Below are 25,134 nucleotides of genomic sequence, written 5' to 3'. Positions count from 1 at the left end.
CCCGATTTCACATTGCAAAGCCAACCGAGCACTTGAACGCCGCTGTAGACTTGCCACGTCTCAGATTCTCGCAAACCAGGCCAGAAGCCACAGGCAAGGCCTGCGATTCTAAAGACATTGCGAACTGCATCAGTCCGGAAGAAAGTGAACCAATTCATACCAATGGCGGATGCAAACCGTTGCGATTCCGTTCTATTTCAAAGAGTTCGGATGGATCTGTAAAAAAAACCAAACACTGCGGAATTGACCTTGTATATCCGTTGCTTGCACGGATATACCCGTCGGCGGAGACGTGGCCGAGTGGTCGAAGGCGCTCCCCTGCTAAGGGAGTAGGCCCGGAAGGGTCTCGAGGGTTCGAATCCCTTCGTCTCCGCCATCAAATCAAACTATTAAGTTTGCAAAAAACAATAACTTGCCAGACACTGGACAGTCTGCACCCGGTCTGACGAGAGTCGACATCCCTTAGAAATTATTGCTCTCCGCTGCAGCTGTAGTACAGGCAGCATTGCCAAATTAATGGAAAAGCCCGAGCCCACGCGTTCAGGCCGATACTTCGGCGGCATCACCTTTCCGCAGTTTGAATATGTCGGTTCTCGCATTGCGGCGAACCTAGGCCAGAATGTCGAGCACATCACAGTTGCCCTCGATCGCGCGTCACAACCAAAGCTTCATGCCGTTGGTCGGGACGATTACTTCACCCATGTGGTGTTATTGAGGGATATCCGCCCGGTCAGTTCGATCGGGATCGGGCGCCCAAAGCCCCTGAGTATCTAGTTGAGCGCCCTAATCCCGGCTGAATTAGCCCCCTTTTATCAATGACGATCTTTTGCGGCAGCACTACCATAGGGCGTATCAACCAACCAAGATTGGGTCATCGATAACCTTCCCTTTGGACATATTCTCTGGATATCGCTTACTTTCTTGTTAGTGTGCAGCCAGTGCAGAACTCAATCTGCGGTCGTTTTGAACAGCGTCTATCGGAGCTTCTTTTTGATTATTCCATTTCACGTGCGAGAGATGCTGCGGCGTGTAAAAGCGCGATATGACGTTGAACGCACACCACATCAATTGGCCCCAAGCAACGAAAGTTTTTCGCCTTTGCGCCCCTCTCGCAAGGCTAACAGCGCGACGGTTGCGCGGTTCTGGGACCAGTTGAAACCTGTGGCAAGCGACGCAGATCAAGCCTTGATCGCGGATCCCGCAACAGTTGAGGCTTCGGAAACCTACAGCGCCAATATTGAAAATTTCATTGGAACTGTGAAGGTGCCAGTTGGCATCGTTGGGCCATTGCGCTTGAATGGTATGAATGCCAATGGGGATTTTTATGTGCCTCTTGCGACAACGGAGGCTGCTCTTGTGGCCTCTTACGCACGGGGTGCTTTTGCTGCTGGGCGGTCTGGAGGCGTCAGCACTGCAGTATTGTATGAAGGTGTATTGCGCACGCCAGCCTTTGTGTTCGAAAGCCTTTTGCAAGCCGGTCAGTTCGTGGATTGGGTGGTCAGCAATGTCGACGACCTCCAGAAGGCGGCTGATGCGACAACCCGACATGGTAAACTCGTCTCGCTTGAGCCTTTCATAGACACGAATATTGTCTTTCTGATTTGCCGCTACACCACAGGTGATGCGGCAGGTCAGAACATGGTAACCATTGCAACAGATGCGCTGTGCCGTGCAATTGAAAGCGGTTGCCCAATACCAATTGGAAACTGGTATATTGAGGGGAACTTTTCGGGCGATAAAAAAGCTTCGGCGCTTGGATTGGTGACGGGTCGCGGCCGCAAAGCAAGTGCGTCGATAACCTTGCCTGCAGATGTCGTGGAAAAGACACTCGGCACCACCGTGGATGCAATGCTGGCTTATGGTCGGGTGGCCAATCTTGGGTCACATCTGTCCGGTCAGCTTGGGGCCCAGGCCCACTATGCCAATGGGCTTGCGGCCTTTTACATCGCAACCGGGCAAGACGCTGCCTGTGTCGCTGAAAGTGCGATGGGGGTGACGCGGATGGAACCCAGAGGAGATGATCTTTTCTGCTCGGTGACGCTTCCAAATATCCTTGTCGGTTCCGTCGGAGGTGGTACTGGCTTGCCCAGCCAGGCTGCGGCACTGAACATTCTTGGATTGAAGGGCGCTGGTCACGGCACAGCGCTGGCAGAAGTCGCTGCTGCGATTTGCCTGTGCGGAGAGATATCGATTGTCGCCGCAATCGCTGCGGGGCATTTCACGCGAGCCCATGAGAGTCTGGCCCGCCAACGATGACTTTGCTGGCTCGATTGTGGATCTATCAATCCGAACGCTTTCCGCTAAAGAAGACCGTTCCGCTTTTGCTGGTGTTTTCTGCGGCAAGCATCTGTGTCTCGGCTCGACTTGCTGATCGCCCCTTGCCCGAATTGCCCGCCTTTGCGATCGGCTTCATCCTGGCGATAATGCTGTTTTTTCAGATGCGCGTTTGCGATGAATTCAAGGATGCCGAGGACGACCGTCGCTACCGACCCGAGCGCCCCATTCCAAGGGGGCTGGTGTCACAGGCGGAGATGCTGGTGCTTGGTTTACTGACATTGCCGGTGACTGCCGCTGCTGCATGGTTGTGGTACCCCCCGGTTCTGTGGTGCCTTTTTGTGGTTTGGGTATGGCTGGCGGCAATGACGGCCGAGTTCGGGGTGCCGGTCTGGCTAAAGGCGCGACCGGTTCTCTATCTGTGCAGCCACATGGCGATTATGCCGCTGATCGATTTGCTGCTCACCAGTATAGAATGGCTTCCAGCCGGTGGCGCGGCATCGAAGCTATGGTTGTTTCTGGCATTGTCTTTCGTGAATGGTTGCGTTCTTGAAATCGGGCGCAAGTTGTGGTCGCCCGAAAACGAAATTGACGGGGTAGATACCTATTCGGGCCTTTGGGGGTATCGCTTCGCCGCTATTGTTTGGCTGTCCAGTGTTGCGCTGTCTTTTCTGTTGTTAGTGGGTACTGGGTTTGCGACCGGCGTCGGAACGCCAACCATAGTGTTTGGGGCCGTCGCGTTTGTGCCCTGTTGTCTTGCGGTACGCAGCTATGTGATGGCACCAACGCCAAAGGCACAAGGCAGGATGGACACAGTCGCGGGACTTTGGGTGTTCTTCTGTTATGTCACAGCGGGCTTTTTACCGTTTCTGGTTGGAGGCTTCAGATGACCTTTATCGTCAATCAATCCGATGCAACTGACCCGACCGTGGTCGGAGGTAAAGCCGCTGCGTTATCGAGCCTTGTCTGCCACGGATTCAATCCGCCTGCGTTTTTTGTCATCAGCGATACCGCTTTCCGACAAGGCAAGACTGGACCAGTCGCGGTGCGCGGGCTGAGTGATGCACTTGGCGTTGCATTGGATGCATTGGGTCCGGGGCCATATGCGGTGCGCAGTTCCGGTCGGGCCGAAGATGGTGCGGAGCACAGTCATGCAGGGCAGTTCGATACGGTCTTGAATGTCGATGCTAGCAAGATATTGCTGGCGGCGAAACGGGTTTGGCAATCGGGATTTACGGATTCTGTCGCCACCTATCGCTCGGTCAAATCCGGGGGTGAGGCAGAAGCCCCTGCAATCATCGTACAGCGCATGATTGATGCGACGACCGCCGGTGTCGCTTTCTCGGCCGATCCGGTAACCGGGCGACGAAACACTGTAGTCGTGTCTGCCGTCAAAGGCCTGGGCGATGCCCTGGTCGCAGGTGAGGTTGATGGCGAGGACTGGACCATCGAACAAGCCAGACAGCCTGAATGCGCGCAAGACACGCCCCAGGTTTTGACACGGGACCAGGCGCTTCAGGTCGCAATGCTGGCGCGCAAAGCGGAAGAGGCTTTTGGGGGCCCGCAAGACATCGAATGGGCATTCGATGCGGATGGGTTGCACATTCTTCAGGCACGGCCGATTACGACCGAACTGCGTCCAGTGGCGATACCGGATAATGCGCTTACCATCTTTGACAACTCGAACATTGTCGAAAGCTATCCGGGCATGGTCAGTCCGCTGACTTATTCCTTTGCCGTGCATGTCTACTCTCGGGTCTATCGCGCCTTCGTGCGGCTTCTGGGCGTTTCGGATAGAGCCGTCGCGCGGAACTCGGCCATCTTCGACAATTTCCTTGGGCGCATTGATGGGCGTGTCTATTACAATCTGGTCAACTGGTACCGTGCGCTGGCGCTGCTTCCGGGGTTCTCGCTGAACCGCGACTACATGGAAACAATGATGGGTGTGTCAGAACCCATGCCGCGTGAGATTACAGATGGGATTGGGCCTGCTCCTGCTAAAGGCGCGCGCAAGGTATTGGAGTATGCCAAACTGGTTGCGGTTGCGGGCAGCCTGATCTGGCAGGCCGTGCGTTTGCCGCGCACCCGGCGCAACTTCTATGCCAGGCTGAACGAAATTCTGGATCGTGATCTGGACACAGAAGCTGCGAATGCGACCGAACTGGCCGCCGAGTATCGTCATATCGAAAGTACCCTGCTGGATCGCTGGGACGCGCCGCTCATAAATGATTTCTTGTGCATGATCGCCTTTGGCGCATCGCGTAACCTGCTGTACAAGTGGTTGGGTGAAGACGGGCTGATGCTGCATAACGATGTTATGATTGGCCAGGGTGATATCGTCTCAGCCGAACCGGCGCAGCGCATTGCCCGCATAGCTCACTTGGTCCGCGAAGCCGGGATCGCGGAACAGCTGAGCGTGGAATGCCAGTTGGAAACCCTTGCATCTTATCCTCAGATTTGGGCCGAGGTTCAGTCTTATCTGAATAAATTCGGGGATAGATGTACTGAGGAACTGAAGCTGGAGAGTATTCCACTGCGCGATGATCCCACCAGTCTGCTGATGGCCATTGCCGCCAGTGCCACCCGCCCCGAGGGTAAGCGGCACATCAGCACAGAACCGGACTGGAAATCCCTGTTTCCAGCCAATCCGTTGAAACGCCACATTTCCAAATGGATCGTAGGGTGGGCCAAGGCCCGGGTACGTGATCGAGAGAATCTGCGCTTTGAACGCACCCGGATATTCGGCCACGCCCGACGTGTTTTTCTGGGCATCGGGCGAGAGTTTGTGGCAAGGGGGCTGCTTACAAATCCCCGCGACGTCTTTCATCTGACGACATATGAAGTCCTGGGCGCCGTCGAAGGGTTCTGCCTGTCGCCTAATCTGAAGGCCATAGTCTCGCAGCGTCAAAGCGAAGATGCAGCTGCATCCCAACGCGCGGACCCGCCCGAACGTATAGAAATCCGAGGTCCCGCCATTGCTCCGATATGGGCGGTTACCGAAGAGGTGGACAGCGATCCGGAGCGTTTGAAAACCGGCACCGGCTGTTCAGCCGGGCAGGTAATCGCAAAGGCCCGTGTGATCCGTGATCCGCGGACCGAGGCGCTACAGTCCGGCGATATCCTTGTGGCGCGCCACACTGATCCGGGCTGGATTGCGGTATTCTCGAATGCATCGGCCATTGTAGTAGAGCGGGGATCACTATTGTCGCATTCTGCCATCGTGGCGCGCGAGTTGGGCATTCCCTGTGTAGTGGGTCTGAAGGGCGCCACGCAATGGATCAAGGATGGTGAAACCCTGTCGGTCGATGGAGCAAGCGGCAAAGTGGAACGGTGCGATGGGGTATAGTGAAATCGAAGGCAAAGCAGATTTCGGTCACATCCGGTACGCGCAGCTATGGGAAGACGCAGACGTTCTGACCGAGGCGCTGGGCGATTGCGCTGGGGGCACGCTGGTTTCCATATGTTCGGCCGGGGATAATGCACTGGCTATGCTAACGCTGAACCCGTCGAAAGTTGTGGTAGTTGATCTGTCACCGGCACAGATCGCCTGCCTGAAGCTACGGATCGGCGCCTTCCGGAACTTGACACACCCCGAGTTTCTGGAACTGACCGGGTCACGCGCCAGCAACAGGCGCGCTGCATTGCTATCGCAGGCCCTGCGGGAAACCGACACTGAAACACGTGCCTTTTGGACCGGTCTTGTCCCGGATGTCGAGCACCACGGGATAGGCGGGGTCGGCAAGTTTGAGCGGTATTTTCGCATCTTCCGCACCCGGCTTTTGCCGCTTGTTCATTCCCGACGCACGATTGATGATGTCTTTACGCCCCGAACACCCGAAGCGCGCGAAGTTTTCTTTGACACGCGCTTTGATACCTTCAGATGGCGGCTGCTGCTGAATGTGTTCTTCTCGCGTTTTGTGATGGGGCGCATGGGTCGCGACAAGGCATTCTTTGATCACGTCGAGGGCAGCCCCGCCCAGCATGTAGCTCGTCGAATTCGCCACGCAGGTGTTGATACCGACCCATCGCGAAATTCATATTTGCACTGGATTCTGAAGGGAACGCATGGCGACGCGCTCCCAATGGCCTGGAGACCCGAGCATTTTGATACGATCCGCGCCCGCCTGGACCGCCTGGATATCCGTCCGGGGTCGTTGGAGGCCTTCGTCTCGACTGGCGAAAAGGCCAATGGTTTCAACCTGTCGGATATCTTCGAATATATGTCACCCGAAGTGTTTGAACAGGTTTACGGGTCTATCCTGTCCGCTGCCGCGCCCAAGGCCCGCCTTGTGTATTGGAACATGATGGCGCCCCGCCGCGTGCCCGTCGTACATAAGGGAAAAATAGAATCACATCACGCGATCGAGGATCGACTGAAGGCACGCGACATGGCCTTTTTCTACTCGGACTTTGTCGTGGAAGAGGTGCTTGTGTGAGTGTTCCGGCACAGATTCTGCTGGCCTTGACGTCTATTCTGGTCCTGTTGGGATTGATGGCAGTTGTCCGACGGTTGGCGCAAAAGGTCGGCTTGAACGCTGAAGTACAACGCAAGCTGATGCATGTTGGAACTGGGCTCTTTACCCTGGTTCTACCTTGGGTGTTTCCGGATCGTTGGCCGGTTTACATGCTGATCGGGATAACGTTGTTCGTCATGCTGATCCTGCGATTGCCCCGGTTCTCGAAAGGTTTAGGCGCGGCCCTACACAGCGTCGAGCGCACCTCATACGGAGATTTCCTTTTGGCTTTGTCCGTTGGGTTTTGCTTTTTGCTGGCCGGGGAAAACGCTCTGTACTACCTGCTTCCAATCGCTGTTTTGACACTGGCTGATGCCGCAGCTGCGCTGGCCGGGACCACTTACGGGACCAAACGTTACGTGGTCGAAGATGGCGACAAGAGTTTGGAAGGGTCAGTGGTGTTTTTTGTCATAACGCTATTGGTTGCGATCATCTGTTTCCTGTTCTTGTCGAAACTCCCTCCCTCGAACATCATGATGCTGTGCCTTATGGTTGCAGCCTTTGGCACATTGGTCGAGGCGCAAAGCTGGCGAGGGTTTGACAACCTGTTCCTGCCGCTTGGTTTGCTGATTTTTCTGAAAAGTCACTATCATAGCTCTTTGGCAGAGCTGGCGTTGTTGGCCGTTTTGTTTCTTGCCTCCCTTGCCAGTTTCGGTGTCGTGGGAACCAAACTGGGCCTGACCAAACATACGACCCGCGTCTATGTTGTTGCGGTCTTTCTGTTACTGGCAGCCGCAAAACTCCAGAATACAGTGCTGCCGATCATGGTTCTCGCCGCGCACGGCTGGGCGCGCACCGCCTCTCCGTGTGACAGTAAGTACCCCGATCTGGATGTTGTTGCCGCCCTGGGCCTGTTGGGCTTCGGTTGGCTTGCGGCCGGGCATGCAGCGGGATGGGATGCGATATCCTTTTTTGGGCTGAGTGCGATGGGGTTGGCCATGGGGCTCATTGCAGTGGCGTTGCGCCCCGCGCCAATTGCGATACCGTTTGCTGCCGCCCTCCTGTTCTTCATCCGGTCCTGGGTGGTTTCCCTGAATTCTGACCAATCGAATTGGGCCGAACCCCTGACTGCACTCGCACTTGTATCACTCGCAACAATGGCGATTGTGCCCCTATTGCTTCCACATTTGCTCCAAAAGAATCGTGTTTTCAGGCTCACGCTGTTGGCACTGTTTCCACCGCTTGCCTATTATTTCTGGTCCATAGCAGGGGCCGTTGGCGGTGGGATGGTCTCAGGAGTTGTATCATGACGAAAGAAACCATTCAGACTGATGGCGCCAAACTGTCTGTTTATCTGCAAGGCCCCGATTGGGACGATGTTCCCGCTGCAACAATCGGCGACTTTTCGTGCCAGACCCCAGAGGCCGGTTTGGAGGCTTTGAAAACGGCGGTTGCGCGTGTCCGGCGGGCTGGGATTGATCGGATCATTGGGCCGATGTCTGGTGACACATGGCATAGCTATCGGTTCGTATCCGACAGCGACGGTTCAGCGCCTTTTTTAATGGAGCCGACGAACAAGCCACATGAGCCCGATGTGTTTCGGGCGGCAGGATTTGCGACCATCAGCAAGTATTTCTCGGCGCGCGTGTCTTTGGTACAAACGTCCAGGTCGCCTCTTTCTGCAACCGACGCGTTTGATGTCGAACCCTGGGACGGAACCAACCCTGAAGGATTGTTCCGGCAAGTGTACCAACTGTCAGTTGAGGCTTTTTCCAAAAACGCCTTCTATAAACCTATTTCTGAGAGTGATTTTCTTGCAATGTACATGCCCGTCATTCCGCTTCTGACGCGCGAGCTTATCTTCTTTGCTCGCCGTCCGGACGGCTCGTTGGCAGGTTTCCTGTTTGGGATCCCTAACTATGCAGAAGGCCCAAATCCAACTGCGGCCGTCTTAAAGACGTATGCAAGCCTTGAGCGCGGCGCAGGTCGTCATTTGGCCAGTCATTTCCATAGATCGGCACTAAATCTTGGTTTTAAAACAGCCATCCACGCGCTGATACATGATGATAACAAATCCGCCGACCGCAGCGTTGTCGAAGGGGCTAAGGTATTCCGGCGGTATAACCTGTTCGGGTTGCGCCTGGATGATTAATCTGTTGGATCATTTTGCCGTTGCCGTCGACCGATTTCCAGACCGAACGGCCATCGTAGAGAGCAACGGTCGCGAGGTCACCTTTCGAGAGTTGCAGTTACGCGCGCAGCAATTGGCCGGAAAGTGGGGACGTAAGGGGCTTGGCCATGGCGATCGCGTTTTGTTGGCGATGCCGGTCAATGCTGATTTATACGCTAGTCTTGCGGCCTTGTGGTCATTGGGGGCAACGGTGGTTTTGCCTGAACCAGCTATGGGACTCGCTGGGCTGCGTCATGCAGCGAGAGCGACCCGACCCAAGGCCTTTTGCGCATCGGGTTCCTTTGCGCTGCTCGGGTTTGTTGTGCCCGAACTTATTAAAATGCGGCTTTTGCTACCTGGCAATGCCAAGGGCGACCTGAGGAAAGCTGTTGTAAAAGACAGTGACACGGCGCTCATTTCCTTTACGTCCGGGACAACAGGTCAGCCCAAGGCCATCCCCCGCAGCCATGCGTTTCTGATGGCACAACATGATGCCATCGCACCGCTTCTTGACAGTAATGAAGCAGAGCGGGATCTGGTAGCGTTCCCGGTGTTCACCCTGATAAACCTTGCGGCCGGGCGCACGACTGTTCTGCCGAACTGGAAGATGAGCAAACTGGAGCGGCTTTCTCCCGAACAGTTGGCGGTTTGGATATCGAAGCAACACGTTACCCGGCTTCTGATCCCTCCGTCATTATGCGAAAAACTGACACAGTGTACAGATATCGGTTCCCTACACACAGTTTTCACTGGCGGCGGTCCGGTGTTCCCTGACCTGGTCGAAAGGCTTCTTGCCCATTTCGACCTGGAGGTGATCTGCGTCTACGGGTCAACCGAAGCTGAACCGATTGCGCATCTTGATGCGCGTGACATCTCCGAAACCGACCAACGCGAAATGGCAGCGGGCAAGGGGCTACTTGTTGGGTGTCCGGTTTCGCAAATCAAACTCCGAATTCGAGAGGATGAAATTCAGGTGGCGGGCGATCATGTAAATGATGGCTATCTTGATCCCGCACACTCCAAGGAAAATAAGATCAAGGACGACACTACGATCTGGCATCGAACCGGCGACGCTGGGCGGTTGGATGATCTAGGTCGTTTGTGGTTGTGGGGTAGAGTAGCGAGCGATGTGGCAACCTCAGCTGGCCGCACTTTTCCATTCGCCATCGAAATAGCTGCCCGACAATGGCCGAGCGTGACGCACTGCGCGCTCATGAGCCTAAATGGAAGTTCCACTTTATGCATTGAAGGTGACGCGCATCAGTTGTCAAACTGGGTCAGGCTGGCGAAGGATCTTGGCATTGCCAAAGTGACCCACGTGAGGAAGATGCCAATGGACAAGCGCCACAGATCCAAAGTTGATCGGGTAAAACTCGCGCACTTATTGGGCTACTAATTTGACGGGGTTATTCCACACAGGTGCCAACGGAACACCGCTGTCGAACACTTTTTTGACATTCGAACGGCAATGCTACACGCACCGCTTAAGCGCGAAATTGCGGAGTTGGTTTTGATGCCATGATGTCACGCCATTTTGGCAAAATACCAAGTAAAAGGGTCAGCACAATTCCGTGACAGGCCCATAGAATTGGTCAACACGACCCGCAATGGCCAGGCACCATCCGAGCGCCATCCGTTTCCCCAAGTCATCGTCCAACCCGCAACACGTAACAGGTTAGTATCAAAGGATGCGCCCGACGTCGTTTTCAGAACCTGTATGTTGCCCCCAGCAACGGGCCTGACTGGTCAAACCTGAAATCATTGCCGTTGATCTCATGATCAAAGGAGATATAGCGGTAGCCGCCCCGGATCAGCCATCTGTCATTGATTTCATAATCCGCGGTCAGCAGAACTTGCCAGGTTTCGCTACCGCTCCGAAATCCACCGTAATCCACAAATCCGGTCCCTGACCATTTGTCAGAAATCCGAACTCGTGCGCGGGCAGCGACGACCGGATCAGTCCAGTTGTCGTCGATCGTCACACTTCGCCCGGCGACGATCCCCGGTTGCAATCGGAATGTGGTTTCCGTGCTGAACCACCTGAACCCGCCGGCAAGGGCCACGCTGATCGCGGGTGTCTCATAAACACGGTATCCGACATAGCCGCTGAGAAATTGCGTGGTGGCGGAGGTGTCCAAACTCGAAAACGCTGGGCCGGGAGTTGAATTACTGAACGTCAAATCGGTGTAGTTATAGTCAGCAAGCAACAACCAGCGCCCGTTAGACGCGGAAATGCCGCCCATAAACGCAAAGTCCAGGTTTTCGAGAGCGTCTGAAAAACTCAACGTGCCGTCGATTGTTCCACTTGGTGTTCTAAGGGAAATATCCGTTTCGGCCATGAACAGATAAGCGGTGCCCGCAAAAGACCAGTCAGATTGCTGGGCTGAAATAGGCGGTGCGATCAGTAACGCAAACGCTATCGCCAAGTATTGCACCTTGCTTTTCATCAGTGACCTCGTTGCCAGAATTTATATTGCATTCCTTGCATACTTCACGGTTGCACAATTTGTAGCCTTTTCCAATATCTCGATCGCTGTACCGCCAACACGGTCCTTATTAATCACAGGATGCGTTCACACAGGAAATGCTAAAGGCCGCTGTCGTGCGTCACCCGAACTGATCATACGAAGGATAAATCCCGCTTCTAACGAAGTCGCTACTGGTTTGGGGCAACAGAGGCGGTCAACAATTGCTTGGAATACTCGTGGCTTGGGTTCCCCAAACGCAGAGTTTCCGAGGACATAACCTCAACAATTTCACCATTTCTCATAACTGCCAATTGCTCGCACATATGTGCGATAACCGGAAGATCATGAGATACCATCAGATAGGTCAATCCGCGCTGTTTGCGCAGGTCAGTCAGCAGGTTGAGCACCTCGGCCTGAACGCTGACATCCAAAGCCGACGTGGGTTCGTCCAAAAGCAAAATGTCCGGCTCACCTGCCAAGGCCCTTGCGATTGCCACGCGTTGTCGTTGACCACCGGAAAGCTGGTGTGGATACCGAAACCGGAATCTTCGCCCAAGTCCGACGTCGTTGAGCAAATCGCTCACGCGTTTATCGATATCTCCAAACCCATGCAGATGAATTGTTTCACTGAGAACCTGATCAACAGTGTGCCGCGGATGCAGAGACGCGTAGGGGTCCTGAAACACCATCTGGACGGTCCGAAAGAATGACCGATCCCGCCGGGACCCGGATATAGCCTGACCTTCTACGCGAATTGTGCCCGACCATTGCGGTGCAAGCCCCGTTATTGCCCTCAGAATTGTCGACTTGCCGGAACCGCTTTCGCCAACAAGGCCAAAACTCTCGCCCTGCGCGACTTCAAGGTTTGCGTCTTTCACCGCATCGACCCGGTCGTGCGCGTGACCAAACCAGACATTCAGATGGTTGATTTCCAGTGCCTTCATTTCAGCCCCTCACGCTCGGGGCTTCGGACCAAGACGGATCGCGTGTGAGAACACTCAGGTGGGTGCATTTTTCATCAAGGCGCGGCAGCGAGTTTAGCAAGCCCTGGGTATAGGGATGTTGGGCCTGATGCAGCTTGTCAGCCTCGCAAACCTCGACGATCCGACCAGAATACATGATGAGGACACGGTCACAGAACTCAGATACCAGATTCAGGTCGTGGCTGATGAATATCAGGCCCATCCCCCGTTCCTTGACCAATCCATCCATGATGTTCAGCACCTGCCGCTGAACACTGACATCAAGCGCCGAAGTTGGTTCGTCGGCAATCAGAATCTTGGGATTGGGGATCAACATCATCGCAATCATAATGCGCTGCCCCATACCCCCAGACACCTCATGCGGGTATGCTCGCATCACCCGCTCAGGATCACGGATTGAGACGTTATCCAACATCTCGATAGCCATCTTTTTCGCGTGGGCCTTAGAGCCGGAATTGTGCTGGAGGTATGCCTCCATAAGTTGCTCGCCAACCGTGACCACCGGGTTCAGAGAAAACTTGGGGTCCTGCATCACCATCGAGATCTGCTTGCCTCGCACCTCACGCATCTCGCGCTCGCTGAGCTTCATCAGGTCTCGGCCTTCCAGATTGATGTGTTTGGCCTCGACGATACCCGGATTTCGGATCAGGCGCAGAATGGCCCGTCCCGTCATCGACTTGCCCGAGCCGCTTTCGCCGACGATCCCCAGACGCTCGCGCCCCAGCGAAAACGACACGCCCCGCACGGCGTCAAACACGCCCTGACGGGTTGGGAAACGAACCCACAGATCTTCGATGTCGAGTAAGTTCATTGGCCACCGTCCTTTGGATCAAGCGCGTCCCGCAGGCCGTCACCCAACAGGTTGAAGGCCAGCGAAACCGTGAAAATTGCTAGCCCCGGCACCGTTGCCACCCACCAGTGATCAAGGATGAAACGTCGACCCTCGGATATCATGGCACCCCATTCCGGACTTGGAGGTTGTGCCCCCAACCCCAGAAAACCAAGGCCGGCGGCGGCCAGGATGATTCCGGCCATATCCAGCGTGACCCGCACGATCAAAGATGAGATGCACAGTGGCCAGATATGCCGGGTGATGATGCGCAGCGGCCCGGCACCCTGAAGGCGGATCGCGTTGATATAGTCGGTTGACCGGATGGTCAGGGTTTCTGCACGCGCCATACGCGCATAGGGCGGCCATGCCGTGAGCGAGATTGCCAGAACCGCGTTTTCAATCCCTGCCCCAAGCGCAGCGACAAACGCCAACGCCAGAACAAGTCGTGGAAAAGCGAGGAAAATATCCGTGATGCGCATGAGGATCACATCCGTCCATCCCCCCACATATCCCGCAACCGTCCCGACCAGAAGCCCCGCAATCGGTGCGATGAGCGCCACCAGCGCCACGATGTACAGTGTAATTCGGGCCCCATAGATCAGGCGTGACAGAATATCCCGCCCCAGGCTGTCGGTTCCCAGCAAGTGGCCTTCAGCCCCGATGGGAAGAAGACGGCTGGACAGGCTCTGAACAAAGGGATCATGCGGCGCGAGAAAAGGCGCAAAGACCGCTGTCAGAACAAGGATTACAAGGATCGCAAACCCGACCATTGCCATCGAGTTTGATCGCAAAGTCAGCCAGCCTTTGTAGAAGCTGGCCAATCTGGCATGGCGGCGCGAAGTCGGCTCGTCGGTCAGCAGCCACTGGCGCAAGGTCATGTCGCTCATTTCGACCTCGGATCAAAGAAACGGTAAAGAAGATCCGAGAATATGTTCAGGCAGATAAAGATCAGCCCGACCACAACGGTTCCTCCAAGAACGGCATTCATATCGGCGCTCAGCAAAGCCGTCGTGATATAGCTGCCGATCCCCGGCCAGCTAAAGATGATCTCGGTCAGAACTGATCCTTCTAACAAGTTGGCATAGCTCAGTGCGATCACTGTGATCAGCTGCACTCGGATATTCTTGAAGGCGTGGCGCCAGATAACCTGCCTTTCAGACAGCCCTTTGACGCGGGCAGTGATGACATACTCGGCTGACAACTGTTCCAGCATGAAGGATCGGGTCATCCGGCTAATGTAGGCAAGCGAGTAGTACCCCAGCAAAGCCGCGGGCAGGATGATATGGGACAACGCATTCCGGAAAACATCCCAATCCTGGGCCAAGGCACTGTCAAGCAAGATCAACCCTGTTCGCGTGGGAACAAGGTCTTCATAGAAGATATCCAGGCGGCCCGGGCCACCGACCCAGCCAAGTATCCCATAAAAGACCAAAAGCCCCATGAGCCCCAGCCAGAATATTGGCATTGAATACCCGACAAGCGCGACCACACGGGCGATCTGATCGATCCACGATCCGCGCTTGACTGCGGCGATCACACCAAGCGGAACACCCAGAAATATGCCAATCAAAACACCCAATGTCGCCAATTCCAGCGTAGCAGGGAAGACGCGGGCAATATCCTGAGAAACCGGGCGCGCATTCAGAAGTGAATCGCCAAAATCGCCGTGCAAAACATCCCAAAGGTAATATCCAAACTGAACCAGCAGCGGTTTATCAAGGCCAAGCTGTTGATAGACCGCATCATAAGTCGATTGCGATGCGCGTTCGCCTACGATCGCCAGCACCGGGTCGATCGGCATCACGCGACCGATAATGAAGGTCACGAAAAGCAGACCCAGCATTGTAATTGCGATGGTGCCAATAGTTTTCAGGATACTCTTGATCCAATGGATAAGAGGCGCCGAGCGGCGCCCCTCAGTTGGTCTTTCGGCCAGTGCCATTTACTTGGTCACCTGCCAATACGACGCCGAAGTTATCGCCTGACCGGTTGAGAAATTCGTCACGTTTTCACGCAGGGCCGATTGCTCGATCTGCTGGAACATGATGACAAACGGCGAAGTCTCGCGGAACTCGGCCTGGATTTCCTTGTACATGTCAGCGCGTTTCGCGGTGTCGTTTTCGACAACAGCCGCGTCCGTTTTGTCGGTCAGCCCGCCGGTATCCCAAGAATTCCGCCATGCCAGCAATCCTGTGGCATTGGCTTCGTCCGAGTTATCCGGGTTATAGGCAAAGGTACCTGCGTTCGTCTGCGGGTCGGGATAGTCCGGCCCCCATGCGCCAAGATAAACATCCAGTTCCCGCGCACGATACCGCGCCAGAATTTGTTTGGCGGTTCCCACGGTGATGTTCATCGTGATGCCAACCTGACTCAGCGCATTCTGCAGCGACTGGGCAATTTCAATCCGTTCCTGCGCTTCACGTACACCAACTTCAATCTCAAGCCCGCTTACACCTGCTTCATCCAGCAGGGCCTTGGCTTTTTCCACATCAAAGCTAAACGGCGTTTCGTCAGAGGCACCGAGATAGGTTTGGGGCAGGAAATTTTGGTGGATCGTGTATTGCCCCTTCAGGAAGCTGTCACGCATCCCTTCATAGTCAACCAGATATTTGAACGCCTGCCGAACCTGAGGCTTGCTAAGCTCGGGGTGTTTCTGGCTCAGCGAAACATACATCAGGCGGCCCTTAAGCTCGTCTGCGATCTTTACGCCGGCAACAGATGAAGCGCCGGCAACATCTTCTGGGTTCAGGTTGCGCGCGACATCGATATCACCACGTTCCAGCAACAGGCGCTGGCTGGCGCTTTCCTGAACGTGGCGGACAACCACACGCTCCATGGCCGGAGCGCCCAAGTAGAAATCGGGGTTCGACTTCAGTGTTACGCTTTCATTGGGCTTCCAACTGACCAGGCTATAAGCACCAGATCCAGCAGTATTGGTCTTGAGCCATTCGTTGCCCAGATCGCCATCCTTGTCGTGTTCCATCACCGTCTTCTTATCAACAATGCCGCCGATGGTAGCGGTCAGACAGTTCAGAACGAAGGATGTCGCATAGGGTTTGTCCGTTGTGATTGTCAGAGTGTTGCCATCCGCGACAATCGTTTGTTCGACATTTTCCGGCGTGAACCCAAACTGGGTCAGGATAAATGCCGGGGTCTTGTTTAGAATGATCGCACGACGCAGTGAAAATTCAACATCTTCGGCCGTCACCGGATTCCCGGAATGAAAGGTCAGTCCTTCCCTGATATTGAAGGTAATCGATTTGCCGTCTTCAGACACATCCCAACTTTCAGCGATGTCGGGCTGATAGCCGGCATCCAGATTGAGCGGGTCGAAGTTCACCAGCTTCTGATAGACATTCCGGCTGACATCCGAACCCGCAAACTCAAAGCTTTCGGCCGGATCCAGCGTCGTGATATCGTCGATACGATGCGCAATAACCAGCATGTTCGGCGGCGTTTCGGCCATTGCCGAAGTCGAGGTCACGGCCAGCGCCAATCCCAGCGCCGCACCGGTAAGCAATCTGTTAAATGCGTTCATTTTGTCCTCTCTGTCATCAAGTCTTCACTAACGGTTACGATCCCCAGGTCTTCTCAAGAACACGCAACCAGTTTTCGTGGCAGAGCTTCTTGATGAGCTCTTCGCCGTATCCATGGGTCACCATGGCATCCCTCATTCGAGGCAGCATCGAGACGTCCTTCACGTCGTCCGGCACGACTGCCCCGTCATAATCGGACCCAAGCCCGACCCGGTCTTCACCCAATATGCCGATCAGGTGGTCAAGGTGCTTCAGAACCTGTGTCAACGGCACATCGGACAGCATCCGACCATCCTCGCGCAGAAACGCTGTGGCAAAATTCAAGCCGACCATCCCGTCGCTTTCCGCGATGGTGCGAAGCTGGTCATCGGTCAGATTTCGCGCGTGCGGACAGATGGTATGGGCATTCGAATGCGTTGCGACCAAAGGCGCATCCGAATACCGCGCTACATCCCAGAAACCTTTTTCATTGAGATGCGACAAATCCAGCATGATACCCAGCGCGTTGCAACGCTGCACAAGCCGCAGTCCATGATCTGTCAATCCAGGGCCAGTATCCGGCCCCGATGGATATCTAAACGGCACACCATGGCCGAAAATGTTGGGTCGGCTCCACACTGGCCCAAGCGATCGCAACCCCGCTGCATGAAACACGTCAAGCGAATGCAGATCGGTATCAATCGCCTCGGCGCCCTCAATGTGAAAAATGGCCGCCATCTGGCCTTGCGCCATGCTGTTCCGGATATCCGAAACCGATCGAACCACTTTCAACGCCCCCAAACGTTCCAGTTCCAGCAGGATCGCAATCTGCCCCAGCGCTGAAGGCAGAGCATCTTCAGCGTCAATATGATTGGGAAGCGGCAGGTCATAGCTGGGCTGGACCATTTCTTCCATTTTTGCATCGGCATCGATAGGCGAAGGCACCCAAACGGCAAAGAAGCCTCCGCCAAATCCACCGGCCTTGGATTTAACAGAGTCAATCGCACCTTCGAGCCCGGTCAGGAAACGGCCCGCTTCGGGCAGACCACCTGACGAGGCCAGTTTTGACAGAACATCATTGTGCCCATCAAAGATAAGAGGGGAGGTGCTCAAACTCACTTTACCCAGGTTAGTGTCATTTCGACACACGCTAACAGACGTAATCATCATAATTGTAAAAAATCTTGATGAGTTTTACTCATAGAGCTAGTCGGAATCATGCGGGCGCCCAGCAATGAAGAAACCTCGCAACTGGCATTCTTTGCCGGAATACCAGGCGCTCCGTGCGCTCATGCAGTCTGGAACAACAGCAGCCGCCGCACGACAGCTCGGCTTGTCTCAGTCTGCGGTCAGTCGCTCGGTCAGCAGCCTGGAGGATCGGTTGGGTAGAACACTGTTCGAACGGGATGCAGGCAGATTGCGACCGACGCAAGAAGCCGTAAGGCTGAATATGCGATTGGATCCTTTGTTCGAGGCTTTGGACAGGATCGATGGCCCGGGCGAAACAGTGCAAGAAACACTGCGTCTCGTTGCACCACCCAGCTACGCTCATCGATACATCGTTTCCCTCATCGCCAGTTTCATTCGCGGGAATCCCGGTTTTTTCGTAAACCTTGAGGTGACAACATCAGATATGGTCACGCTAGGTGTGCTTGAGAATCGATTTGATCTTGCCGTGACCGGGATTGAACAAAGCCGCGCTGGCATCAAACTTATTCCATTTCGCGAGTCACCAGCCGTTTGCGTCATGCGCCCTGAACATCCTCTGTCTGAACGCACCGTTCTGACGCCTTCAGACTTGCATGAGCAAGAGTTGATCGCACTGACATATCGACACGGGCGGCGCGGGCAACTGGACCGGTTGCTTCATCAGGTGCGTGCCAAACCGAGGATCGTTGCCGAAGTTTCAACCTCATTTGCCGCAGCCGACATGGCGCGCGAAGGACTGGGGCTGTCTGTTATCAATCCCTTTCCCGTCTACCATTACCGATCTCCCGACCTAACATTTGTCCGATTTGAATCTCCAATGCGGTATCGAGGCCATTTTGTGGTTTCGGATCAAAAACCGGTTCCAAGGATTGCACGGGCATTCATACGGCATCTGCGATTGAACACCCCTCCGGACCCTTTTTCTGACCCGAGATAATGCAATCTTTCCGAGGTTCTTCACTGGCAACACGCCATGTGGCCGCCCAACAGGGATGATTTTGGAGGGGGTTGTTCGAGGTGCGGACCTGTCATGGCTACGTGCACAGTTTGGTATGAGTAAAGTCCGCAAACATGGCTTTATTTGTCCTTATGTATCTCAGGCCGTATCACCCGGCATGCGGTTCGTTTTTTTGGCTCTCAAGTTTCTCTACCCGCAACCCGCCTGTGATTTCCCTACGTTTCGTAGCGAAGCTGGCGTATCATTATCTCGCTCAAGTCTTAGGAAGGAATACCTAAATGGCGGATTGTGTGAAACTGCGCCCCGGCGAAATCTATTCCGGGAAACAGGGGTTCGATTACTTCGAAGGCATCGCCAGACAGACGGTAGGAAGCCAAGCTATCTGCATGCATCTGCTTACGGTCCCGCCCGGAGGGCGCGCCAGGGCGCATAAACATGAGACACATGAAACCGCGATTTATGTGATTTCCGGGTCTGCGAAGATGTATTGGGGCGACAGGCTGGAACACGTTATGGAAACGCAAGCAGGAGACCTGATCTATATACCGGCAAACACTCCGCACCTTCCGTTCAACGATGGGAATGAACCCGCATTTGCAGTTATCGCACGCACGGACCCGAACGAACAGGAAAGCGTTGTTCTGATGCCTGAACTTGAGGACCTTGTACCGAGGTGACGCAAAATACTGTTGGGGGCCAGTTGCGCAGTTTTCTAACCCCTATTGCTTCCACGGTGCTTCCAGCGCCAAAGCTCCAATGCAAAACGCCGCCCCGATACGGTTTGTAAATATTTGTAATCACACAGTATGACTTTGGTTTCGGGAGTAGGAATTGAGCCACTGACTTTCGGTTTATGAGGCTGACGAGATGAGGACGTTAAGCAATTGATCGGGTGGATCAATTGTAGTCTGAACGGCCAGTGTTGAGATTATTCGACCTGGTTGCGGGAGTAGGATTTGACCTTTATCGAACATCAATTAGGCACATCCCTAACAAACCAATTTGAAGTAGATTTCTGGAGGCACAGATTCCCTGCTTTAGACGCTTGACCAATTTGGGCAGAAGGCTGTCATTCGCTGCGGTCTGCGCTAAGGTCCGTTCCGCGCAAACTATGCGGTGGCAACTTCTGTCATAGTATTGACTGTTCGAACGGCCATCGCGTTCTTCCTGTCGGCAGTCTTTCAGCTTTGATGCAACCATCAGAGAGATGCTACCTTGTGTATGCACTTTGGCGTCGTAGCGACCGCACATCCAAGCTCAGCACGGAGAATCTACGTTTGCTTCAAGGCACGATGGGCTAGGGTACAAATCTGCAGCAGAAAAGCAGCTCGGAGTCTGCCACTGAGATCCGAAGAGCTTTACGCCCGGCTTTCATTCGTCAACAAAAGTGTGCGCTTCTGACAAACCCTTGGTAACGGCTTCGACAAGAACCGTGTTCATACTATGCGATTCCAGCCATGCTTTGGGGTCCTCGTAGAGAAGCGGGTCGAGCTCAGCCAGTCTATTGAGAGCAACTCGTGCGGCTGTTTCATTTGAGAGTTTGCTGTGAGCGATGGCAAGCAAAGCCTGGCCAAAGGACCAGCCGTCAGTGGAGGCGTGTTCCGCATCTATGGCCAGTTCCTCCCATTCCTCTCTAAGCAGATGGTCCGCGGCCAGCAAGTGAAAGTAGAACGGCGGTGGCGCAACAGAGCGGTCTATCGCGCGATGCATAATTGGAACTCCCTCGTCGAAGCGACCTGCTATACCATAGCGGATCGCTAGATTGGCCAGTGCGGCTGGATCGTTGGGGTTAACTTCCACGGCCCTTTGTGCAAACTCGATCGAGCGCTCCATATCACCCGCATATTGCTCAACATGGGACATCGCCTGAAGCGCGTCTGTATCTTGGGGATCCAAGTCGATAGCGCGTGCCGCTGCCTCTTTGGCAAGGGCAAAGGCCGCGTCCCTTGAAAGCACTTTCTCATGACCGAACCGGGCAGCATCATTGCGCAGGTAGGCCAGCATTGCCCATGCGCGAACGTATTCCGGGTCCTCGCGAACGGTCGCTTCCAGACAATCCCGCGCAGCCTGATATTGATCTCGATGGTATGTTCTGCGGTAAATCTGTGCACTCGCGACACACGCAAACCCTCGCAGTGTTGGGTCGTTTCGATCCACAAGTCTGTCAGTGCGAACATCGCGGAGCGCATATCCGTATTGCTGCCCTATTGTCGAAGCGATCTGCGCAGAAATCGTGTCCTGAATTTCGGTTATGCTCTGGCCATTGGTGCCCTCGGCATAGCGCTCGCTCCATAAGACTTCGAAATCATCCCGCCGCACAAGGTTGGTTCGGATAAGTAACTCGCCGCCATCGCGCCAAACGTCGCCGGTCACTGTAAACTCAGCGGTTGGCTGATGGATTTCGAACGACGTGGTCCCCGAGCCCTGCGCGACTTGAGCAGATGCAATATGCACTGCAAGATCCGGAAACTTGATCAAATCCGCAGCAAGCTCATTGGTCAGGCCCGAGGCGACAAGCGAAACAAGAGCGTCGTCCGTTCGAACTTCAAAATCCTCAACTAGAATGGAAACTTTTTTGTCGGGCCTCTCGGCTATTGCTGGTACAGGGCTATCAGGTCTCTCGTACCAGAAACCAAATCCGGCCAAAATGACTAGGCACATGACCACCAGCAAAGCCAGTCCCGTGTAGAACCTTGTATTAGGCTTCGACACTTGCTCGTGGTCGACAACCTCAGTCGCCCTGGGATGAACTGCCTCGGGCACAATCTGTTCTCGTGCGGAAAATTTCGGAATGTAATGACCTTTTGGAATACTAATGCGGATCGGGTCATTGCTACCTCGCCCGACATAGTAGTTGTCGAGATCCCTGCGCAGCTTTCGGGCTTCGAGCCGCACGACCGGGTCGGCTTGCTGATCAAAATCAGACCCACGCCCGAAGACCGCGATTGCGATAGTGGTCGCCTTCAGTTCGTTCTCGCGACCCGCCAAGGCTTCCTCGACAATGTGTGCCAGCATCTCGCGACGCCGGGCACTGGACTGCAGTCCACTATAGTCAAGTATTCGTTCGAGTTGTCGACGTATGTCCTCTTCGGACATCTCCAAACGTGTCGGCCAATGACTGCTGGTCACTTTTGTCCTCACTGGTCCATAGAACCCTTAAGAAAAGAAAATAGAAGTAACAAGCCACCTGGCCATACTTTTTTTTGGCCTGCGAACTGCATGTATACAACATGTAACAACGTTCTAATCCACGCCTTTTGATGCTGTGGTCCGGCAGGAGCACAACGGATAATGGACGCTTTTCTGGAAAATTTGATTGACAGGTACCCCGAGCAAGGTGAGCGGATCTTTGTTCAGTTTCGTGAGGACCCAGTATTCCGGTCAATCTGTGAAGAGATGGAAATAGCCGAACAAGCCATAATACGCTGGAAAAATCTTCCGCCTCGCGCGGCAGAATATGAACAGATTTTGAATGAGCTGAAAATAGAATTTCGGGCGTATCTCACTTCTGATTGTCATCGGCAGACGAAAGATAATCAGGGCAGTTCGGCGGCATCAGATGGAGAATAATTAAGTGGGTTACGCGGAATGCAAATCTTCGGGCCGGACAGAGGACCGGATGCTAATGTCAAGACTGCTCAGAGTTGGCGCTATCTCGGCTGTCTTTACTGCCGCGATCAATCAATCTGTTTCTGCTCAGGAAGACCTCAGCGAGATCAACAACGGAACCAATCCAACACTGCTGACAACGCAGTTTGGCTTCCAGTATCAGTTCAACCAGATCAATTCCGACCTGAACACCGGCCTGTTCGAGGCCTTCTACACGCAACCTTTCGGTGAGGGTGGAAAACGGGCGTTCCGGATAACCGTCCCAGGCTCGGACAGCCCGTTCAACGCAAACCCCATCTACGGCGGAGAGCCAGGGGTTGAATTCACATTGGGCGACATAAGCGTAACCTACATTGACGTTTTCCACCTTACCGAAAAAAACGGGGCCGCTTTCACTTTTGAACTGTTTCTGAACACAGCGGAAACCGAAGCCGCCGGGTATGGGCAATTTGCCGGTGAAACCTCGGCCTTCTACGCTTGGTTTCTCAACAACGGAGCAATTTTCGCCCCAGCCTGGGTTCAAACATTCGGATTGGAGGGCGGGAATGATCAAGGCCAGAATGTAAACACGACCACGATCGACTTCTACTATGTTCCCAAGCTGAAGAATCCGCGTTTCTACCTGACATTCGATCCCGCAATCATCCACGATTGGGAAACAGACGCGACCTTTGGCAGCCTGCAGGTGACTGCAGGCATGTTGACAGGCAAGGCATTTGGCGGCGATGGTCAAGTGTTCATCAAGCCTGGCATTCTCTTCGGCGGTGACAGACCGGCTGAGTGGTCTGTCCAGGTCGGATACAAGGTGCTGAATTTCTGATGCCGGTCCACTTTATTGCTGCCTGCCTACTTCAAACCCGCCCCACCTCCAGGCGCTCGAAACAGTTCTACGCGGAGCAGAAATGGGCCGTAAGGGTCCCCCGTCTCAATTTGCAATTTTCACAGCGCGGCACAACTCCACCCCTGAACTACCCAGTGCAATCACAACGAAATTCGTCCAAAATCTGAAAATGAGGAAACCAATCATGTCCAACAAAATGTTGACCTATTTTCTCTGCACCACGCTCGCGGCAACTCCGGTCAGCGTTCTGGCACATGACGCCAACCATGCGGTCGTCCCAGCCGGCGTAATCGGCGAAATTGAAACCACCAACGTCAGAATGAAATTCGACAATGTCCTTATTCGAGGCGCGCGGATATTCAATGGCTGCGACGAGGAATTGTCGGAAGCCGACGTGCTGGTCTCTGGCCAGCTGATCCAGAAGATCGGCAGCGACATCCCGACACCGGAAGGCGCTTTCGAGATCGATGCCGAGGGTTATACGCTCATCCCAGGCCTGATCGACAACCACTGGCACGGGATCTTTGCCGAGGCCACCATCGCCCAATTGGCACTGACCGGCGAGGGGTACTGGAACCTTCTGGCCGCCAGGGCGCAGAACAACGCGCTTGCCCGCGGCTTCACCACGGTGCGTGATACTGCTGGACCGATGTTCGACATCGCCAAGGCAACGAACGAGGGTCTGATCGACGGACCTCGTGTGTTTCCCTCGGGACCCGCGCTGTCGATCACAGCGGGCCATCAGGATTTTCGCATGACGCGAGATGTGCCACAGGGCGCCGGCGAATTGCACTCCTTCGAGCGAGGCAACATGTTCTACATCACGGACGGCGTACCGGACGTTCTCAAGCGCACGCGCGAAAACCTCATGCAGGGTGCCACCCAGATCAAGCTGATGGCGGGCGGCGGTGTCACCTCGGCTTACGACCCGATCCACACCATCCAGTTCACCGATGAGGAATTCAAAGCTGCTGTCGAGGCGACAGAAGCCTGGGGCACCTATGTGACCACCCATGCGATCAATGACGAAGCGGTTCGACACTCCATCGAAAATGGCGCGCGCAGTGTTGAGCACGCGCATATGTCGACTCGCGAAACACTGCAGATGTTTAAGGACAACGATGTCTGGCTCAGCATGCAGCCATTCCTCGATGACGAAGACGCACCGGCCCTGAACGAGTTCCAGAAGGCCAAGTACAAGTTCGTCACCGACGGAACCGATTTCGTCTACCGCACCGCCAAGGAGTTGGGCCTGAAGATTGCCTTCGGTACTGACACGCTCTTCAGTGCGGACCTTGCGAAACGTCAGGGCGCGGTGCTGGCGAAGATGGAACGGTGGTTTACCCCCTACGAGACGCTGAAGATGGCCACCTGCGACAACGCCGAATTGCTTAAGATGTCGGGGCTGCTAACGCCCTATCCGCTCGGGCCGCTCGGCGTGATCGAGGAAGGTGCCTATGCAGACATGATCCTCGTCAACGGCAATCCGCTGGAGGACCTGCAACTGATCAGCGATGCGAAGGCGAATTTCGGCATGATCATGAAGGATGGCACCATATACAAGTTCGACATGGAGTGAGCATCATATCGCGTAGAACCATGATTGCCTCTTTCGTGTCCTCGCGGCGTCGATCGCGGGGGCGTAGAATCAACCTGCCGGGCCCATTGTTATTACCAACGTCAACGTTTTCGACGGTTTGAATGAAGAACTGATCGATGGCGCCAATGTCGTAGTTTATGGCAAATTGATTGCACAAATCACTACTGAGGAGGTCGCAGTCGCAGGGGGGGCAGGTCATCGACGGTGGTGGTCGCACGATG

Annotated in this window: 21 protein-coding genes and 1 tRNA gene; 14 read left to right on the top strand and 8 right to left on the bottom strand. The window is 54.6% G+C overall.

Annotation, left to right across the window (positions count from 1 at the left end; translation table 11 throughout):
- Window positions 1-286: 286 nt before the first annotated feature.
- The 9 genes from ACR3FC_RS11265 to ACR3FC_RS11225 all read left to right on the top strand — a co-directional run bounded on the left by ACR3FC_RS11265 (window position 287) and on the right by ACR3FC_RS11225 (window position 10,294).
- Window positions 287-376 (top strand) — tRNA-Ser (locus ACR3FC_RS11265).
- Between the two features lie 140 nt (window positions 377-516).
- A complete protein-coding gene (locus ACR3FC_RS11260) occupies window positions 517-774 on the top strand; it encodes a hypothetical protein (protein WP_480474899.1) in 258 nt (85 codons plus the stop codon).
- A gap of 216 nt (window positions 775-990) precedes the next feature.
- A complete protein-coding gene (locus ACR3FC_RS11255; RefSeq protein ID WP_480474898.1) occupies window positions 991-2,256 on the top strand; it encodes a hydroxymethylglutaryl-CoA reductase in 1,266 nt (421 codons plus the stop codon).
- Window positions 2,253-3,164, top strand: coding sequence for a UbiA family prenyltransferase (locus ACR3FC_RS11250; RefSeq protein ID WP_480474897.1), 912 nt, complete (start codon window positions 2,253-2,255; stop codon window positions 3,162-3,164). Before ACR3FC_RS11255 ends, ACR3FC_RS11250 begins: the two co-directional genes overlap by 4 nt.
- Window positions 3,161-5,620 carry a PEP/pyruvate-binding domain-containing protein gene (locus tag ACR3FC_RS11245; RefSeq protein ID WP_480474896.1) on the top strand — a complete coding sequence of 820 codons (2,460 nt, stop codon included), beginning with the start codon at window positions 3,161-3,163 and terminating at the stop codon, window positions 5,618-5,620. The genes ACR3FC_RS11250 and ACR3FC_RS11245 overlap by 4 nt, the downstream gene beginning before the upstream one ends.
- Entirely contained in the window at window positions 5,580-6,710 is a 1,131-nt protein-coding gene (locus tag ACR3FC_RS11240; protein WP_480474895.1) for a BtaA family protein, read from the top strand. The genes ACR3FC_RS11245 and ACR3FC_RS11240 overlap by 41 nt, the downstream gene beginning before the upstream one ends.
- On the top strand, window positions 6,707-8,038 hold the full coding sequence (locus ACR3FC_RS11235) for a hypothetical protein (RefSeq protein ID WP_480474894.1): 1,332 nt from the start codon (window positions 6,707-6,709) through the stop codon (window positions 8,036-8,038). Before ACR3FC_RS11240 ends, ACR3FC_RS11235 begins: the two co-directional genes overlap by 4 nt.
- Entirely contained in the window at window positions 8,035-8,880 is an 846-nt protein-coding gene (locus tag ACR3FC_RS11230; protein WP_480474893.1) for a hypothetical protein, read from the top strand. The genes ACR3FC_RS11235 and ACR3FC_RS11230 overlap by 4 nt, the downstream gene beginning before the upstream one ends.
- Window positions 8,873-10,294 (top strand): AMP-binding protein, encoded by a 1,422-nt coding sequence (locus tag ACR3FC_RS11225; RefSeq protein ID WP_480474892.1) that lies wholly within the window; start codon window positions 8,873-8,875, stop codon window positions 10,292-10,294. The genes ACR3FC_RS11230 and ACR3FC_RS11225 overlap by 8 nt, the downstream gene beginning before the upstream one ends.
- A gap of 310 nt (window positions 10,295-10,604) precedes the next feature.
- On the opposite strand, the gene ACR3FC_RS11220 is transcribed toward ACR3FC_RS11225, so the two are convergent.
- The 7 genes from ACR3FC_RS11220 to ACR3FC_RS11190 all read right to left on the bottom strand — a co-directional run bounded on the left by ACR3FC_RS11220 (window position 10,605) and on the right by ACR3FC_RS11190 (window position 17,809).
- A complete protein-coding gene (locus ACR3FC_RS11220) occupies window positions 10,605-11,345 on the bottom strand; it encodes an outer membrane protein (RefSeq protein WP_480474891.1) in 741 nt (246 codons plus the stop codon).
- A gap of 209 nt (window positions 11,346-11,554) precedes the next feature.
- Window positions 11,555-12,310 (bottom strand): ABC transporter ATP-binding protein, encoded by a 756-nt coding sequence (locus tag ACR3FC_RS11215; protein ID WP_480474890.1) that lies wholly within the window; start codon window positions 12,308-12,310, stop codon window positions 11,555-11,557.
- A gap of 1 nt (window position 12,311) precedes the next feature.
- A complete protein-coding gene (locus ACR3FC_RS11210; protein ID WP_209506685.1) occupies window positions 12,312-13,160 on the bottom strand; it encodes an ABC transporter ATP-binding protein in 849 nt (282 codons plus the stop codon).
- Window positions 13,157-14,068, bottom strand: coding sequence for an ABC transporter permease (locus tag ACR3FC_RS11205; RefSeq protein WP_480474889.1), 912 nt, complete (start codon window positions 14,066-14,068; stop codon window positions 13,157-13,159). The genes ACR3FC_RS11210 and ACR3FC_RS11205 overlap by 4 nt, the downstream gene beginning before the upstream one ends.
- Complete coding sequence (locus ACR3FC_RS11200; protein WP_480474888.1) at window positions 14,065-15,123, bottom strand: ABC transporter permease; 1,059 nt, start codon at window positions 15,121-15,123, stop codon at window positions 14,065-14,067. The genes ACR3FC_RS11205 and ACR3FC_RS11200 overlap by 4 nt, the downstream gene beginning before the upstream one ends.
- Window positions 15,124-16,719, bottom strand: coding sequence for an ABC transporter substrate-binding protein (locus tag ACR3FC_RS11195; protein WP_480474887.1), 1,596 nt, complete (start codon window positions 16,717-16,719; stop codon window positions 15,124-15,126).
- A 34-nt stretch (window positions 16,720-16,753) separates the two neighbouring features.
- Entirely contained in the window at window positions 16,754-17,809 is a 1,056-nt protein-coding gene (locus ACR3FC_RS11190) for a dipeptidase (RefSeq protein WP_480474886.1), read from the bottom strand.
- A gap of 121 nt (window positions 17,810-17,930) precedes the next feature.
- Between ACR3FC_RS11190 and ACR3FC_RS11185 the strand changes: the two genes are divergently transcribed.
- Both ACR3FC_RS11185 and ACR3FC_RS11180 read left to right on the top strand, forming a co-directional pair.
- On the top strand, window positions 17,931-18,842 hold the full coding sequence (locus tag ACR3FC_RS11185) for a LysR family transcriptional regulator (RefSeq protein WP_480474885.1): 912 nt from the start codon (window positions 17,931-17,933) through the stop codon (window positions 18,840-18,842).
- A gap of 299 nt (window positions 18,843-19,141) precedes the next feature.
- Entirely contained in the window at window positions 19,142-19,540 is a 399-nt protein-coding gene (locus tag ACR3FC_RS11180) for a cupin domain-containing protein (RefSeq protein ID WP_480474884.1), read from the top strand.
- Window positions 19,541-20,234: 694 nt separating this feature from the next.
- Here the strand turns inward: ACR3FC_RS11180 and ACR3FC_RS11175 are convergent.
- Window positions 20,235-21,959: a hypothetical protein gene (locus ACR3FC_RS11175; protein ID WP_480474883.1), complete on the bottom strand. Its 1,725-nt coding sequence runs from the start codon at window positions 21,957-21,959 to the stop codon at window positions 20,235-20,237.
- Between the two features lie 195 nt (window positions 21,960-22,154).
- On the opposite strand from ACR3FC_RS11175, the gene ACR3FC_RS11170 reads away from it, so the two are divergent.
- The 3 genes from ACR3FC_RS11170 to ACR3FC_RS11160 all read left to right on the top strand — a co-directional run bounded on the left by ACR3FC_RS11170 (window position 22,155) and on the right by ACR3FC_RS11160 (window position 24,892).
- Window positions 22,155-22,433: a hypothetical protein gene (locus ACR3FC_RS11170; protein WP_480474882.1), complete on the top strand. Its 279-nt coding sequence runs from the start codon at window positions 22,155-22,157 to the stop codon at window positions 22,431-22,433.
- Between the two features lie 55 nt (window positions 22,434-22,488).
- A complete protein-coding gene (locus tag ACR3FC_RS11165; protein ID WP_480474881.1) occupies window positions 22,489-23,292 on the top strand; it encodes a hypothetical protein in 804 nt (267 codons plus the stop codon).
- Window positions 23,293-23,512: 220 nt separating this feature from the next.
- Window positions 23,513-24,892 carry a metal-dependent hydrolase family protein gene (locus ACR3FC_RS11160; RefSeq protein ID WP_480474880.1) on the top strand — a complete coding sequence of 460 codons (1,380 nt, stop codon included), beginning with the start codon at window positions 23,513-23,515 and terminating at the stop codon, window positions 24,890-24,892.
- Window positions 24,893-25,134 lie beyond the last annotated feature (242 nt).

The sequence above is a fragment of the Ruegeria sp. AF3 genome (assembly GCF_056536285.1).
Note: the sequence above shows the minus strand (reverse complement) of the source record. Positions and strands in the feature narration are given on the sequence as shown.

Bases quoted from the DNA above. Each gene is read 5' to 3' on its own strand.
- ACR3FC_RS11205 (WP_480474889.1), bottom strand. From the start codon at position 14,068: ATGAGCGACATGACCTTGCGCCAGTGGCTGCTGACCGACGAGCCGACT.
- ACR3FC_RS11210 (WP_209506685.1), bottom strand. From the start codon at position 13,160: ATGAACTTACTCGACATCGAAGATCTGTGGGTTCGTTTCCCAACCCGT.
- ACR3FC_RS11165 (WP_480474881.1), top strand. From the start codon at position 22,489: ATGTCAAGACTGCTCAGAGTTGGCGCTATCTCGGCTGTCTTTACTGCC.
- ACR3FC_RS11250 (WP_480474897.1), top strand. From the start codon at position 2,253: ATGACTTTGCTGGCTCGATTGTGGATCTATCAATCCGAACGCTTTCCG.
- ACR3FC_RS11195 (WP_480474887.1), bottom strand. From the start codon at position 16,719: ATGAACGCATTTAACAGATTGCTTACCGGTGCGGCGCTGGGATTGGCG.
- ACR3FC_RS11240 (WP_480474895.1), top strand. From the start codon at position 5,580: ATGGAGCAAGCGGCAAAGTGGAACGGTGCGATGGGGTATAGTGAAATC.
- ACR3FC_RS11225 (WP_480474892.1), top strand. From the start codon at position 8,873: ATGATTAATCTGTTGGATCATTTTGCCGTTGCCGTCGACCGATTTCCA.
- ACR3FC_RS11245 (WP_480474896.1), top strand. From the start codon at position 3,161: ATGACCTTTATCGTCAATCAATCCGATGCAACTGACCCGACCGTGGTC.
- ACR3FC_RS11230 (WP_480474893.1), top strand. From the start codon at position 8,035: ATGACGAAAGAAACCATTCAGACTGATGGCGCCAAACTGTCTGTTTAT.
- ACR3FC_RS11170 (WP_480474882.1), top strand. From the start codon at position 22,155: ATGGACGCTTTTCTGGAAAATTTGATTGACAGGTACCCCGAGCAAGGT.
- ACR3FC_RS11215 (WP_480474890.1), bottom strand. From the start codon at position 12,310: ATGAAGGCACTGGAAATCAACCATCTGAATGTCTGGTTTGGTCACGCG.
- ACR3FC_RS11260 (WP_480474899.1), top strand. From the start codon at position 517: ATGGAAAAGCCCGAGCCCACGCGTTCAGGCCGATACTTCGGCGGCATC.
- ACR3FC_RS11220 (WP_480474891.1), bottom strand. From the start codon at position 11,345: ATGAAAAGCAAGGTGCAATACTTGGCGATAGCGTTTGCGTTACTGATC.
- ACR3FC_RS11180 (WP_480474884.1), top strand. From the start codon at position 19,142: ATGGCGGATTGTGTGAAACTGCGCCCCGGCGAAATCTATTCCGGGAAA.
- ACR3FC_RS11185 (WP_480474885.1), top strand. From the start codon at position 17,931: ATGAAGAAACCTCGCAACTGGCATTCTTTGCCGGAATACCAGGCGCTC.
- ACR3FC_RS11200 (WP_480474888.1), bottom strand. From the start codon at position 15,123: ATGGCACTGGCCGAAAGACCAACTGAGGGGCGCCGCTCGGCGCCTCTT.
- ACR3FC_RS11175 (WP_480474883.1), bottom strand. From the start codon at position 21,959: ATGTCCGAAGAGGACATACGTCGACAACTCGAACGAATACTTGACTAT.